This window comes from Actinomadura hibisca NBRC 15177, from assembly GCF_001552635.1.
GTDB classification, from domain to species: domain Bacteria; phylum Actinomycetota; class Actinomycetes; order Streptosporangiales; family Streptosporangiaceae; genus Spirillospora; species Spirillospora hibisca.
The window spans coordinates 1-13111 of the sequence record NZ_BCRO01000148.1 but is presented as its reverse complement, the minus strand read 5'-3'; the positions used below and the strand labels follow the sequence as shown (position 1 = coordinate 13111).

11 protein-coding genes are annotated in these 13111 nt (G+C 74.2%); 7 read left to right on the top strand and 4 right to left on the bottom strand.

Annotation, left to right across the window (positions count from 1 at the left end; all coding sequences use genetic code 11):
* Positions 1 to 425: 425 nt before the first annotated feature.
* Both AH6_RS41570 and AH6_RS41565 read right to left on the bottom strand, forming a co-directional pair.
* Positions 426 to 1142: a class I SAM-dependent methyltransferase gene (locus AH6_RS41570; RefSeq protein ID WP_067491915.1), complete on the bottom strand. Its 717-nt coding sequence runs from the start codon at positions 1140 to 1142 to the stop codon at positions 426 to 428.
* Between the two features lie 11 nt (positions 1143 to 1153).
* Positions 1154 to 2467, bottom strand: coding sequence for a glycosyltransferase (locus AH6_RS41565; protein WP_067491913.1), 1314 nt, complete (start codon positions 2465 to 2467; stop codon positions 1154 to 1156).
* Between the two features lie 194 nt (positions 2468 to 2661).
* On the opposite strand from AH6_RS41565, the gene AH6_RS41560 reads away from it, so the two are divergent.
* A complete protein-coding gene (locus tag AH6_RS41560; RefSeq protein ID WP_067491911.1) occupies positions 2662 to 3681 on the top strand; it encodes a methyltransferase in 1020 nt (339 codons plus the stop codon).
* Positions 3682 to 3728: 47 nt separating this feature from the next.
* Here the strand turns inward: AH6_RS41560 and rffA are convergent, their stop codons facing one another.
* Positions 3729 to 4931, bottom strand: coding sequence for a dTDP-4-amino-4,6-dideoxygalactose transaminase (gene rffA / locus AH6_RS41555; protein ID WP_083983965.1), 1203 nt, complete (start codon positions 4929 to 4931; stop codon positions 3729 to 3731).
* Positions 4932 to 4951: 20 nt separating this feature from the next.
* Positions 4952 to 5947, bottom strand: coding sequence for an LLM class flavin-dependent oxidoreductase (locus AH6_RS41550; RefSeq protein WP_067491909.1), 996 nt, complete (start codon positions 5945 to 5947; stop codon positions 4952 to 4954).
* A gap of 181 nt (positions 5948 to 6128) precedes the next feature.
* On the opposite strand from AH6_RS41550, the gene AH6_RS41545 reads away from it, so the two are divergent.
* Genes AH6_RS41545 through AH6_RS41520 form a run of 6 tightly spaced genes read left to right on the top strand, consistent with a single transcriptional unit; the run spans position 6129 to position 13072 of the window.
* Entirely contained in the window at positions 6129 to 7334 is a 1206-nt protein-coding gene (locus AH6_RS41545; RefSeq protein ID WP_067491907.1) for a cytochrome P450, read from the top strand.
* Positions 7331 to 8398 carry a glucose-1-phosphate thymidylyltransferase gene (locus AH6_RS41540; RefSeq protein WP_067491905.1) on the top strand — a complete coding sequence of 356 codons (1068 nt, stop codon included), beginning with the start codon at positions 7331 to 7333 and terminating at the stop codon, positions 8396 to 8398. The genes AH6_RS41545 and AH6_RS41540 overlap by 4 nt, the downstream gene beginning before the upstream one ends.
* A complete protein-coding gene (rfbB, locus tag AH6_RS41535) occupies positions 8395 to 9387 on the top strand; it encodes a dTDP-glucose 4,6-dehydratase (RefSeq protein ID WP_067491903.1) in 993 nt (330 codons plus the stop codon). Before AH6_RS41540 ends, rfbB begins: the two co-directional genes overlap by 4 nt.
* Complete coding sequence (accD, locus tag AH6_RS41530; protein WP_083983964.1) at positions 9381 to 11126, top strand: acetyl-CoA carboxylase, carboxyltransferase subunit beta; 1746 nt, start codon at positions 9381 to 9383, stop codon at positions 11124 to 11126. The genes rfbB and accD overlap by 7 nt, the downstream gene beginning before the upstream one ends.
* The gene (accB, locus tag AH6_RS41525; RefSeq protein WP_083983963.1) at positions 11083 to 11703 is read left to right on the top strand and encodes an acetyl-CoA carboxylase biotin carboxyl carrier protein; all 621 of its coding nucleotides are present in this window, start codon (positions 11083 to 11085) and stop codon (positions 11701 to 11703) included. The genes accD and accB overlap by 44 nt, the downstream gene beginning before the upstream one ends.
* Positions 11704 to 11725: 22 nt before the next feature.
* Complete coding sequence (locus AH6_RS41520; protein WP_067491899.1) at positions 11726 to 13072, top strand: acetyl-CoA carboxylase biotin carboxylase subunit; 1347 nt, start codon at positions 11726 to 11728, stop codon at positions 13070 to 13072.
* The last annotated feature ends 39 nt before the right edge of the window (positions 13073 to 13111 follow it).

Here is a 13111-nt window from a genome sequence, read left to right as displayed (position 1 = left end):
TGGGGGGGACGTCCCCCCAGGAAACACAGCCGCTTTCGCCGAGGCCGCCGCACCGACTCAATCAGTGGGGGTCTACAGCCAACCGCGCAGCTCAGCCCCGCACGGGTTTTCTGCGCTCGACCAGCAACCTCTACCCCGCGCGGGGTTCATCCAGGTGCCCACCAACCCCAGCCTGTGCGGGTTTCCCACACCGGCCCACCTACCCCAGCCCCGCGCCCCGCGCCCGACCACCTACCCCAACCCCGCGCCCGACCACCAACCCCTAGCCCGCGCGGGGCTGGTGCAGGTGCCCAGCAAGCCCAGCCCGCCCGGGTTTCCCACCCCGGCCACCCAGCCTAACCCCGTGTCCCGCGCCCGAGCGCCTACCCCAGCCCCGCGTCCCGCACCCGACCGCCAACCTCAACCCCGCGTCCCCCACCCAACCCCTAACCCGTACGAACCCCCACATACAACCCAGGACCCGACGGCCCCTCCTCCACGAACTCCGCGTCGCAGCCCGCGTCCGCGAACGCCGCCATGTGCTCCGCCCGGCTGAACAGGCCCAGCACGTGCGTCTCGCTGAAGTGCTCGATGCGCGCGGAGTCGGCCACGACGAAGTGCACCTCCATCTCGGCGTGCGCGTCGTCCAGCCGTCGGGTCCGCGACACCCGCGTCACCGTCACCCCGGCGTCGCTGACGGCCTCGCCGGAGACGTACTTGTCGATGAACCGTTCCGGGCTCCACCACGGCTCGATCACCAGCACCCCGCCCGGCGTCAGGTGTGCCGCCATCCGGGCCACCGCCGCGTGCATCCGGTCGCGTTCGGCCAGGTAGCCGATCGAGCTGAACATGCAGGTGATCGCGTCGAAGCGGCGGCCGAGGTCGAAGGTGCACATGTCCGCCGCGTGCAGCGTCAGGTGCGGCAGCTTGGCGCGGGCCACGCCGAGCATCCCGCGTGACAGCTCCAGCCCCTCGGCCTCGGTGAAGTGCTCGGCCAGGTGCGCCAGGTGCTCGCCGGTGCCGCAGGCGACGTCGAGCAGCGACGCCGCGCCGGGACGGCGGGCGCGGATCGCGGCGGCTAGCTCGGCGGCCTCGGCCCGGTAGTCCTTGCCGCGCCGCCGGTAGACGAGGTCGTACACCTCGGCGAGCTGGTGATCGAACATTTCACGGCCTTTCAGGCGATGACGGGACGGCGGGTGCGCGCGAGCCGTTCGAGCAGGTCGGCGGCCTCGGCCGGCGGGTCGTGCCGGGCGAAGTCGGCCCCGATCCGCTCGGCGTTGCGCCGGTAGGACGGGTCGGACAGCACCGTCTTCACCGCCGCGCGGACCGCGTCCGGTTCCGGCGCGGCCGAGCGCAGGTCCACGCCGACGCCCGTGTAGGCGATGCGCGCGCAGATGGCGGGCTTGTCCTCGGTCCGGCCGGTCGCGACCAGCGGCACGCCCTGCGCCAGGGCGGCCAGCACGCCGCCGATCCCGCCGTTGGTGATCATGACGTCGACCAGCGGCAGCAGGTGCGCGTAGGGGATCGAGGGGGCCACCCGGACGTTGTCGGGCAGCGGCCCGAGCGCGGCCGGGTCTGGGGTGGTCGCCACGACCAGCACGTCCTCGCCCGCGAGGCCCGCCAGCGTGGGCGCGAGCAGCTGGGCCAGGTCGGTGGCGACGGTCCCCTGCGTCACGTGCACCACGGGCTGATCACCGCTGGTCACCTCCGGCCACCAGGGCGGCGGGTCGAACGCCGCGCCGGACGGCGGCGGCAGCAGCGGGCCGACGTGCCGGATCTGCGGCGGCAGCTCGTCGCGCGGGTAGTCGAACGTCGGCGTGCCGGTCTGGACGTGCAGGAACGGCGAGATCGTCGCGTCCAGCGCGGTCCGTCCCGGCGGCATCGGCGCGAGCCCGACCTCGGCGCGCAGCGCGTTGAGCGCGTCGGTGAACGGCCGCAGGTGCACGTGCGCGACCTCGTGGTTCAGCTCCCGGTAGCGGGCGATCGCGGCCGGGTCGGCGGAGTAGTCGAGCAGCTCGGGGGTGTCGGTGAACAGCCGGGGTGAGTACAGCGGCGGGATCGGGGAGTCCGGCAGCGTCGGCGGCATGCTGACGCCGAGCCGCGCCCACGGCGGCCCGCCGAGGTCGTGCAGCAGGTGGCCGCCGAGCCCGGCGGTCGACTCGTTGAACACCACGTCGGCGGGGAAGTCCGCCAGGATCTCCTGGAAGTCGCGGAGCTGCCCGAGGGACGGCGCGACGTAGAGCCGTTCCAGGACGGCCGACACCGCGTCCCATCCGCTGCTCGGGTCGCGGCGCGGCGGCAGTTCCCGGAAGCGCGGCGCGTGCCGCATCGGGACGAGCCGCGCGCCGGTCGCCTCGATCGTGTCGGTGTACTCGGCCCCGGTGTGCCACCGGACCCGGTGGCCGCGCGCGGTGAGCGCCGCCGCGATCGGCAGCGCCGGGTTCACGTGCCCGCTCTCGGGCATCGTGCTGATCAGGATGTTCGCCATCGGGCCACCGTTCTGTCGGGCGGGCGATCTCCCGCAACGTCACAGACCCGGCTAGAGGCGGCCTTGAGGACCCGTCGGGCGCGCGCCCTCAAGCGGCCGTCCAGCACCCCGCGAGCCGCCCCGCCCAGCATGGGCGGACCTGCAACCAGGCCGCCAACCCGGCCGCCGGCCGCGGCCGGTTCGAGAGGGGTCCGATGACGGTGACCGGCACACCTGAGAACGCGCACGACGTCCTGCGCATGGGCATCGCCTACTTCCGGTCGAAGGTCCTGCTGAGCGCGGTGGAGCTGGGCCTGTTCACCCGCCTCGCGAAGGGGCCGGCGACCGGGCCGCAGCTGCGCGGGGAGCTGGGCCTGCACCCGCGCGCGGCGCGCGACTTCCTCGACGCGCTGGTCTCGCTCGGCCTGCTGCGCCGCGAGAACGGCGTCTACGACAACACCGCCGTCGCCGACACCTACCTGGACGCGGCCAAGCCCACCTACACCGGCGGCTTCCTGACCATGCTCGACCACCAGTTCGCGCAGTGGGGCGACCTGACGCGGCTGCTGCGCGAGGGCGGCCGCGCCTACCCCGTGGACGACGAGCTGGACCAGCACGACGAGATGCACGCCGATCCGGCCCGGCTGCGCCGGTTCATGTCGGCGATGGACGGCATCAACCAGTTCTCCGGGGCCGCGCTCGCCGACGCCTACGACTGGAGCGCGCACGCCTCGTTCGTCGACCTCGGCGGCGCGCGCGGCAACCTGGCCGCCGAGCTGCGCAAGGCGCACCCGCACCTGGCGGCGGGCGTGATGGACCTGCCCGCCGTGCAGACGGTGTTCGACGAGCACATGGAGTCGCTCGGGCTGACCGGCCAGGTCGCCTTCACCGGCGGCGACTTCTTCAACGACCCGCTGCCCGCCGCCGAGGTGCTGATCTTCGGGCACGTGCTGCACGACTGGAGCCCCGAGCTGCGCGCCGCGCTGGTCCGGCGGGCCTACGAGGCGCTGCCGTCCGGCGGCGAGCTGCTGGTCTACGACGTCATGATCGACGACGAGCGGCGCACCCACGACTTCAGCCTGCTGACCAGCCTGCACATGATGCTGGTCAGCCCCGGCGGCGGCGAGTACACCGCCCGCGACTGCCGGGAGTGGATGACGGCGGCGGGCTTCGGCGTCACCCGCACCGTGCCGCTCACCGACATCGACACCCTGGTCATCGCGCGCAAGCGCTGACCTCCGAGACGGGCCCGCGCGGGGCCCGGTCGGCCGCCGTTCGGCCCTCAGCGGGCCGGATGGCGGTTGACCGAATCCACGATGTGCGCCAGCTCGCGACCGTCCATCCCCGCGAACAGCGGCAGCCGGACCAGACTGTCGGCGACCCGCTCGGTCACCGGGCAACCACCGGGCCCCGTCCGGCCGCTGCGCAGCCCGGCGGGCGCGTTGTGCAGCGGCTGGTAGTGCCGGGTGGCCTGGACGCCGCGCCGGGCGAGGTCGTCGATGAGCGCGGTCGCGCCCTCGGGCGTCGGTAGCAACAGGTAGTAAAGGTGCGCGGGGTGCACGCAGCCGGGCGGCAGCTCCGGCCGCGCCACCCCGTTCGCCGACGCCCACATGGCGAGGCGTTCGTGGTAGGCCGCCCAGATGTGCGCGCGGCGGGCCTGGATGTCGGCGAACGCCTCCAGTTGCGCGAGCAGGAACGCCGCCAGCACGTCCGACGGCAGGTAGCTGGAACCGAGGTCCTGCCAGCGGTACTTGTCCACCTCCCCCCGGAAGAACCGGCTGCGGTCGGTGCCCTTCTCGCGCAGGATCTCGGCGCGCTCGGCGAACCGCTCGTCGTTGACCACCAGCGCGCCGCCCTCGCCGCACTGCACGTTCTTGGTGACGTGGAAGCTCTGCGTGGCGAGCGCGCCGAGCGAGCCGAGCGGGCGGCCCCGGTAGAAGCCGCCGAGACCGTGCGCGTTGTCCTCCACGACGGGGATGCCGTGCCGGTCGGCGATCTTGGAGATGGCGTCCATCTCGCAGGCGACCCCGGCGTAGTGCACCACCACGATGGCGCGCGTCCGCTCGGTGATGGCGGCCTCCACGAGCCGCTCGTCGATGTTGAGGGTGTCGGGGCGGACGTCCACGAACACCGGCACCGCGCCGCGCAGCGCGAACGCGTTGGCGGTCGAGGTGAAGGTGAACGAGGGCATCACCACCTCGTCGCCGGGCGCGAGGTCCAGCAGCAGCGCGGCCAGCTCCAGCGCGTGCGTGCAGGAGGTCGTGAGCAGCACCCGGGGCGAGCCGAGCAGCCGCGCCAGGTGCTCGGCGGCGCGCCGGGTGAACGGGCCGTCGCCGCCGGTGCTGCCGGAGCTGAGGGCCTCGGTCATGTAGGCCGCCTCCCGGCCCGTGGTGAAGGGGCGGTTGAACGGCACGGAGAGCGGGCCGGGGTCCCGGCCGTCGCGGGAGGGGACCGGGGCGGCGGTCGGGCGGGTCTTCTCGGGCATGGCTGTCTCCTCTCCGGCGGTCAGCCGACACCGGCGTGGTCCAGCGCCTCCGCGGCGGCGCGCAGCGCGGCGACGCGCCCGGCCTCGTCGGCGGCGTACGGGGTGATGACGAGCGTGGTGACGCCGGCGGCGGCGTAGGACTTCATCCGGTCCGCGATCCGCGCGACGGGGCCGATCAGCGAGGTCGCGTCCACGAAGCCGAACGGGACGGCCTCGGCCGCGCCCGCCGCGTCGCCCGCCGCGTTGCGGTCCTGCACCAGCGCGGCCTCCCGCTCGTAGCCCATCGCGGCGGCCTGGCGGTAGTAGAAGTTCTGCTCGCGGTGCCCGAGGCTCATGAACCGGGCGGGATGGGCGCGCAGCGGGGCCGCCAGCTCGTCGAGGTCGTCGTCGCCCACGGCGAGCTGCGCCGTCAGCAGCACCTCGAACCCGTCGCGGGCCTGCCCTGCGGCCAGGTGGGGGAGGGAGTCGGCGATCTGCTCGGCGGTGCGGAACACCGCGATCCAGCCGTCGGCCAGCTCGGCGGCCAGCTCCAGGTTCCGGGGCCCGACGGCCGCCAGGTAGAGCGGGACGGCGACGGGGTCGAGGCGCAGCGGCGCGCCGTCCCGGCCGGGCAGCGGGACGGTGAAGTGCTCGCCCTCGTAGCGGACCTCGGCCCCGCTCAGCGCGGCCCGCACGATCTCCACGTACTCGCGGGTGCGGGCCAGCGGCCGGGCGAACGGCAGGCCGTGCCAGATCTCGGTGGCGTAGGCGTTGGAGACGCCGAGGCCGAGCCGGAACCGGCCGCCCGACAGGGCGTCCAGCGCGGCGGCCGTCATCGCCGCCATGCTCGGGGTCCGCGCCGGGATCTGCGCGATGCAGGAGAGCGCGATCCGCTCGGTGGAGGCGGCCAGGTGGCCGAGCGTGCTCACCGCGTCGGCCCGGAACCCCTCGGGGACCAGCGCCAGTTCGTAGCCCAGCCGTTCGGCCTCGCGGGCGATCCACGGATCGCGGTGGGTGACGTTCACGCCGAGTCGCATGAGGTCCCTTCTCAGCTCCGGTCGGTCACCCGCACGATCACAGCGGGGGCTAGAGCGACGCCGGAGCCTCAGTGGAAACGGTGGGTGGTCCACCCGCCGTCAAGCTCGGCTCCGGCGGTCCTCTAGGCCGCCCGGTGACCATCGCCCTGTCACGTTGCCGCAGCCGGCGCGAAGGAGCCCGATGGAGACCACGCCCCTGCCGTACCCGTTCCGGCGGCCGTCCGCGCTGGAACCGCCCGCGGAGCTCCGGGGACTCCGCGAACAGCCCGTCGTCAAGGTCGTGCTCCCGAGCGGCGACGAGGCGTGGATGGTGACGCGGTACGCCGACGTCCGCGCGCTGCTCGCCGACGACCGGATCAGCCGCAACCTGAACCGGCCGGGCGCGGCCCGCATCAGCGCCAAGAACAAGCTGTTCCAGGACCCGAAGATGGACCCCGACCCGCCCGAGCACACCCGCATCCGGCGGCTGGTGATGAAGGCGCTCACCCCGTCGCGGGTGGAGCGGCTGCGGCCGCGCGTCCAGGAGATCACCGACCGGCTCGTCACCGCGATGGCCGAGCGCCGGCCGCCGATCGACGTGAACGAGGCGCTGGCCTACCCGCTGCCGATCCAGGTGGTGTGCGAGCTGCTCGGCGTCCCGGTCGAGGACCAGGAGCGCTTCCGGGTCTGGACCGGCGCGTTCCTGTCGATCAGCGGCTACACCCAGGACGAGATCGAGCGGAACATGTCGCGGCTCAACGAGTACATGCGCGACCTGATCGAGGCCAAGCGCGCCGACCCCGCCGACGACCTGATCAGCGCGATGATCGCGGTCACCGACGCCGAGGACGGCCGGCTGAGCGAGTACGAGCTGCACTGGTGGAGCCGCCTGCTGGTGCTGGTCGGCTTCGAGACCACCGCCGTGCAGATCGGCGGCTGCATCGCGATGTTGTTGTCCCGGCCCGACCAGCTCGACCTGGTGCGCAAGGACCCGGCGCTGCTGCGCCCGGCCGTCGAGGAGCTGCTCCGCTGGAAGATCGTCGGCTCGTCGGTGACGATGTTGCGCTACGTCACCGAGGACGTCGAGGTCGGCGGGGTCACCATCCCGGCGGGGTCGAGCATCATCCCGGCGGGCGACTCGGCCAACCAGGACGAGTCGGTGTTCGAGCACCCCGAGGTCTTCGACGTCACCCGGACCGACAACCCGCACCTCACCTTCAGCCACGGCACGCACTACTGCGCCGGGGCGTCGCTCGCCCGGCTGGAGCTGGAGGTGGTGCTGTCCACCCTGATCCGGCGGCTGCCCGACCTGCGGCTGGCGATCCCCGCGACCGACCTGCGCCGCAACGACGGCAACCTGCTGGAGAGCTTCCGCGAGATCCCGATCACCTGGGGTGGTCGCGGATGAAGGCGCTGGTCCTGGCGGGCGGCTCGGGCACCCGGCTGCGGCCGTTCACCCACACCCTGGCCAAGCCGTTGGTGCCGGTGGCGAACAAGCCGGTGCTGTTCCACTGCCTGGAGTCGATCCGCGACACCGGCGTCCGCGAGGTCGGGATCATCGTCTCGCCGCAGGGCGAGGAGATCCGGCGCGCGGTCGGGGACGGCTCGCGGTTCGGGCTGCGGGTGACGTGGATCCCGCAGGACGCGCCGCTCGGGCTGGCGCACTGCGTGCTGATCGCGGCCGACTTCCTCGCCGGGGACGACTTCGTGATGTACCTCGGCGACAACATCGTCGTCGGCGGCATCGGCCACCTGGTGAAGCAGTTCGCCGCCGAGCGGCCCGCCGCGCTGCTGATGGTCGGGCCCGTCGCCGACCCCCGCGAGTACGGCGTCGCCGAGGTCGGCGCGGGCGGCCGGGTGCACGGCCTGGCCGAGAAGCCGCAACTGCCGGTCAGCGACCTGGCGCTGATCGGCGTGTACGTGTTCTCCGCCGCGATCCACTCGGCGGTCCGCGCGATCCGGCCGAGTGCGCGCGGCGAGCTGGAGATCACCGACGCGGTGGAGCTGCTGATCCGGCGCGGCGAGGACGTGCGCGCGCACGTGTTCGCGGGCTACTGGAAGGACACCGGCCGCGTGGACGACCTGCTGGAGTGCAACCGCGAGCTGCTCGCCTCGATCCCGCCCGCCCGGCTGGGCTCGGTGGACGAGGCCAGCGAGCTGATCGGCGCGGTGTTCGTGGACGACGGCGCGCGCGTGGTGCGCTCGCGCGTCGAGGGCCCGGCGGTGATCGGGCCCGCCAGCACCGTCACCGACAGCCGGATCGGGCCCGGCACCTCCATCGGCGCGGGCTGCGTGCTGGCCCGCGCCGGGATCGCCGGCTCGATCGTGCTGGACGGCGCGTCGGTCAGCGACGTGCGCGACCTGCACCGCTCGGTGATCGGCCGCAACGCGCGGGTGCGCGCGCTGCCGCCGCAGGACGGGGCCCGGCGGCTGCTGCTGGGCGACAGCAGCGAGGTGGTGATCGAACGATGAGGATCCTGGTGACCGGCGGCGCCGGTTTCATCGGCTCGCACTACGTGCGCTCGGTGCTGGCCGGGCGCTACCCGGCGGTGGCGGACGCGCTCGTCACCGTCGTCGACAAGCTCACCTACGCCGGGAACACCGACAACCTGCCGATCGGCGACCCGCGGCTGACGTTCGTCAAGGGCGACATCTGCGACGTCCCGCTGCTGCGCGAGCTGCTGCCCGGCCACGACGCGGTGGTGCACTTCGCCGCCGAGTCGCACGTGGACCGGTCCCTGGTCAGCGCGGGCGAGTTCGCCGTGACCAACGTGCTCGGCACGCAGAGCCTGCTCGACTGCTGCGTGCTGGCGGGCATCGGCCGGGTCGTGCACGTGTCCACCGACGAGGTGCACGGCTCGATCGACACCGGCTCCTGGGACGAGGCCGCGCCGGTCGACCCGCGCTCGCCGTACGCGGCGTCCAAGGCGGCCAGCGACCACTTCGCGCTCGCCTACCACCACACCCACAGGCTGCCGGTGATGATCACCCGCTGCTCCAACAACTACGGGCCCTACCAGTTCCCCGAGAAGGTCATCCCGCTGTTCGTCACCAACCTGCTGGCCGGACGTCCGGTGCCGCTGTTCGGCGACGGCCTGCACCGCCGCCAGTGGCTGCACGTGTCCGACCACTGCGACGCGGTGCAGCGGGTGCTGGAGGACGGCGCGCCCGGCGAGGTCTACAACATCGGCGGCGGCGCGGAGCTGACCAACCGGGAGCTGACCGAGCGCCTGGTCGCGCTGTGCGGCGGCGGCCCGGACAGCGTCCGGCACGTCGCCGACCGCAAGGGGCACGACCGGCGCTACGCGCTGGACGACACCAAGATCCGCACGAGCCTCGGCTACCGGCCCCGGGTGGACTTCGAGACCGGGCTGGCCGAGGTCGTGCGCTGGTACCGCGACAACGTCGAGTGGTGGGAGCCGCGCCGCGCCGAGCTGCGCGCGTTCCCCCGGGGATGGTGACCGTGACGACCGACACGACCGGCTCCGCCGCCGAGTGGGTGCGCTGCCCCGGCTGCGGGGAGATCCTGTACGCGCCGCGCTTCGAGCGCATGCACAAGGTGTGCGCGGGGTGCGGGCGGCACGCCCGGATGAGCGCGGCCGAGCGCGTCGAGCTGCTGTTCGACCCCGGCGTGCGGGAGCTGCCGTCGCCGCCGACCATCGCCGACCCGCTCGGCTTCACCGACCGGGTGCCGTACGCGCGGCGGCTCCGCGACGCCGCCGCGAAGACCGGGCGCGACGAGGCCGTGGTGTGCGTGCGCGGCACCATCGAGGGCTTCCCGCTGGTCGCGGCCGTCATGGACTTCGAGTTCATGGGCGGCAGCCTCGGCAGCGCGGTGGGCGAGCGGATCGCCGCCGCCGCCGAGGAGTCGTTGCGGGCGCGGGTGCCGTTGCTGCTGGTCACCGCGTCGGGCGGCGCGCGGATGCAGGAGGGCGCGCTGTCGCTCATGCAGATGGTGAAGACCAGCCAGGCGCTCGGGATGCTCGACGAGGCGGGCATCGCGACCATCGCGCTGATCACCGACCCGACCTACGGCGGGGTGGCGGCCTCGTTCGCGACGCTGCCGGACGTGCTGCTCGCCGAGCCGGGCGCGCACATCGGGTTCGCCGGGCCCCGCGTCATCGAGCAGACGATCGGGCAACGGCTGCCGGAGGGGTTCCAGACCGCCGAGTTCCTGCTCGGCAAGGGCCTGCTGGACGCGGTGGTGCCGCGCGCCGCGCTGCGCAGCACGCTCGGCCGGATGCTCGCGCTGCTGCGCACCGGGCCGCGCGCGGTGCCCGACCCGGAGGCGCGCGCCGAGGTCGTCCGCGACCCCGGGCGGCTGCCGGTCCGGGAGGGCATCGCGGCGGTGCGGCTGGCCCGGCACACCGGGCGGCCGAGCGCCCGCGACTACGCCGCCACGATGCTGGAGGAGTTCCGCGAGCTGCGCGGCGACCGGCTGGCCGCCGACTGCCCGGCGATCCTCGGCGGCATCGGGCGGCTCGGCGGGCGGCCCGTCATGCTGATCGCGCACGACAAGGGGCGCGGCACCGCCGACCGGGTGCGCCGCAACTTCGGGATGCCGTCGCCCGCCGGGTACCGCAAGGCGGCCCGGCTGATGCGGCTGGCGGCCAAGCTCGGCGTGCCCGTCGTCACGCTGATCGACACTCCGGGCGCGCATCCCGGCGTCGAAGCCGAGGAGAACGGGCAGGCGTGGGCGATCGCGGAGAACCTGCGGCTGATGTCGCGGCTGCCCGTCCCGATCGTGGCGGTGGTGACGGGCGAGGGCGGCAGCGGCGGCGCGCTCGCGCTGGGCGTCGCCGACCGGGTGCTGATCCTGGCCAACGGCGTCTACTCGGTGATCAGCCCGGAGGGCTGCGCGGCGATCCTGTGGAAGGGCCAGGACCCCGCGTCGGTGGCGCGCGCCGCCGCCGAACTGCGGCTCGACGCCCGGGAACTGCTCGCGCACGGCGTGGTGGACGGGGTGGTCCCCGAGCCCGGCGCGGGCGCGCACACCGACCCGCCCGCCACCGTCGGCCGCGTGCGCGCGGCCGTCGCCGAGGCGCTGGACGAACTGGCCGGACTGGACCGTGCCGAACTGGTCGCCGGACGGCGCGGCCGTTTCCGCCGCTACGGAGCCGACGGCCCGGTGGCTCACGAGGAGACAGGGAGGCTTGATGGCCGAGACATCCCCCGCGGCGCCGGACACGGCATCGCCTGAAGCATCGCCCGACGTGGCGGCGTCGCACGAACCGGCGGCGTCGCCCGAGGTGACGGCACCGGCTGACGCGGCGGCGTCGCCTGAGCTGCTGGACGCGCTGGTCCGCCAGGTCGCGGTGCTGGCGGGCGCTTCGCGCGTCCCGCCGCGCAGCGTCCGGTTGCGCGCGGGCGAGTTGAGCGTTGAGGTCGACTGGCCCGAGCCCGCCGCCGCGACGGGCGCGGTGGTCGAGACGGCGGCCGGGACGGCGGTCGCCGCCGTCGCCGCGGCCCTGCCCGCGCCGGTGGAGGCTGCACCCACCGAGGACGGGCCGGGACGGCCGCTGCTCGCCCCGCTCGTCGGCGTCTTCTACCGTGCACCCGAGCCCGGCGCCGAGCCGTTCGCCCGCGAGGGCGACCTCGTCCAGGCCGGGCAGCAGGTCGGGATCGTCGAGGCGATGAAGCTGATGAACCCGATCGAGGCCGACCGCACCGGCCGGGTGGTCCGGGTCCTGGTCGCCGACGGCGATCCGGTCGAGTACGGCCAGCCGCTGCTGCTCATCGACGACGACCTCGGCGGAACCGGCGAGGAGGCCGCGTGAGCCGCGGCGGAGGGAGGGGCCCGTGTTCTCCTCGGTGCTGATCGCCAACCGCGGCGAGATCGCGCTGCGCGTCGCGCGCACCTGCCGCGAGCTGGGCATCCGCGTGATCATGGTGTACTCGACCGCCGACCGGGACTCCCCGGCGTTGCGGCTGGCCGACGAGCGGGTGCACATCGGCCCGCCCGCCGCCGCGCGCAGCTACCGCTACGCGCCCGCCATCCTGGAGGCCGCGCGGCAGACCGGCGCGGAGGCGGTCCACCCCGGGTACGGGTTCCTGTCCGAGGACCCCGATTTCGCGCGGGCGTGCGAGTCGGAGGGGCTGACGTTCATCGGTCCGCCCGCGTCGGTGCTGGCGCAGCTCGGTGACAAGTCGCTCGCGCGCGAGGCCGCCGTGGAGGCGGGACTGCCGGTGCTGCCGGGCCGCGTCCGTCCCCTGGAGGACGGCAAGTCCGCCCGGCGCGCGGCCGAGGAGGCGGGTTACCCGGTCATCATCAAGGCCGTGGCGGGCGGCGGCGGGCGCGGCATGACGATCGTGCGCGACCCGGACGACCTGCTGCGCGCCTACGCCGAGACCCGCGCGACCGCGTTCGCCCTGTTCGGCGACGGCCGGGTCTACCTGGAGCGGTACCTCGAAGGCGCGCGGCACGTCGAGGTGCAGGTGCTCGCCGACGGGCACGGGACCGTGCTCGCGCTCGGGGCCCGAGACTGCTCGGTGCAGCGCCGCCGCCAGAAGCTGGTGGAGGAGAGCCCGGCCCCCGGCCTGCCGGACGGCCTGGTCGAGCAGATGTGCGAGGCGGCGGTGCAGGGCGCGCGTGCCGCCGGGTATGTCGGCGCGGGCACCTACGAGTTCCTGGTCGGCGACGACGGCTTCTACTTCATGGAGGTCAACTCCCGCATCCAGGTCGAGCACCCGGTGACCGAGATGGTCACCGGCGTGGACCTGGTGCGCGAGCAGCTCGTCGCCGCCTCCGGCGGGCGGTTGTCGGTCGGCCCGGACGACGTGCGCCCGCGTGGCGCGGCGATCGAGTGCCGCATCAACGTCGAGGACCCCGACCGCGGCTTCCTGCCCACGCCGGGGCTGATCGAGGTGTTCGACGCGCCCGGCGGCCCGTTCACTCGGATCGACACCCACGCCGCTCCGGGTCTGCGGGTGCCCGCCGACTACGACCCGCTGCTCGCCAAGGTCGTCGTCTGGGACCGCGACCGGGACGCCGCGATCGCGCGGATGGACCGCGCCCTCGCCGAGCTGCGCGTCACCGGCCCCGGCGTCCACACCACGACCGGGTTCCTGCGCGAGGTGCTCGCGCACCCGCTGTTCCGCGCCGCCAAGCACACCACCGGCCTGGTCGACACCATGGTCGTCGATTAGCCAGTGTTTCAAAGTCCCGGCCCAGGGGGCTCGCCTGGC

What these genes read in the sequence shown, in the direction of transcription:
- AH6_RS41560 (WP_067491911.1), top strand. Translation starts at nt 2,662, where the DNA reads ATGACGGTGACCGGCACACCTGAGAACGCGCACGACGTCCTGCGCATG.
- AH6_RS41550 (WP_067491909.1), bottom strand. Translation starts at nt 5,947, where the DNA reads ATGCGACTCGGCGTGAACGTCACCCACCGCGATCCGTGGATCGCCCGC.
- rfbB (WP_067491903.1), top strand. Translation starts at nt 8,395, where the DNA reads ATGAGGATCCTGGTGACCGGCGGCGCCGGTTTCATCGGCTCGCACTAC.
- rffA (WP_083983965.1), bottom strand. Translation starts at nt 4,931, where the DNA reads ATGCCCGAGAAGACCCGCCCGACCGCCGCCCCGGTCCCCTCCCGCGAC.
- AH6_RS41565 (WP_067491913.1), bottom strand. Translation starts at nt 2,467, where the DNA reads ATGGCGAACATCCTGATCAGCACGATGCCCGAGAGCGGGCACGTGAAC.
- AH6_RS41545 (WP_067491907.1), top strand. Translation starts at nt 6,129, where the DNA reads ATGGAGACCACGCCCCTGCCGTACCCGTTCCGGCGGCCGTCCGCGCTG.
- accD (WP_083983964.1), top strand. Translation starts at nt 9,381, where the DNA reads ATGGTGACCGTGACGACCGACACGACCGGCTCCGCCGCCGAGTGGGTG.
- AH6_RS41540 (WP_067491905.1), top strand. Translation starts at nt 7,331, where the DNA reads ATGAAGGCGCTGGTCCTGGCGGGCGGCTCGGGCACCCGGCTGCGGCCG.
- AH6_RS41570 (WP_067491915.1), bottom strand. Translation starts at nt 1,142, where the DNA reads ATGTTCGATCACCAGCTCGCCGAGGTGTACGACCTCGTCTACCGGCGG.
- accB (WP_083983963.1), top strand. Translation starts at nt 11,083, where the DNA reads ATGGCCGAGACATCCCCCGCGGCGCCGGACACGGCATCGCCTGAAGCA.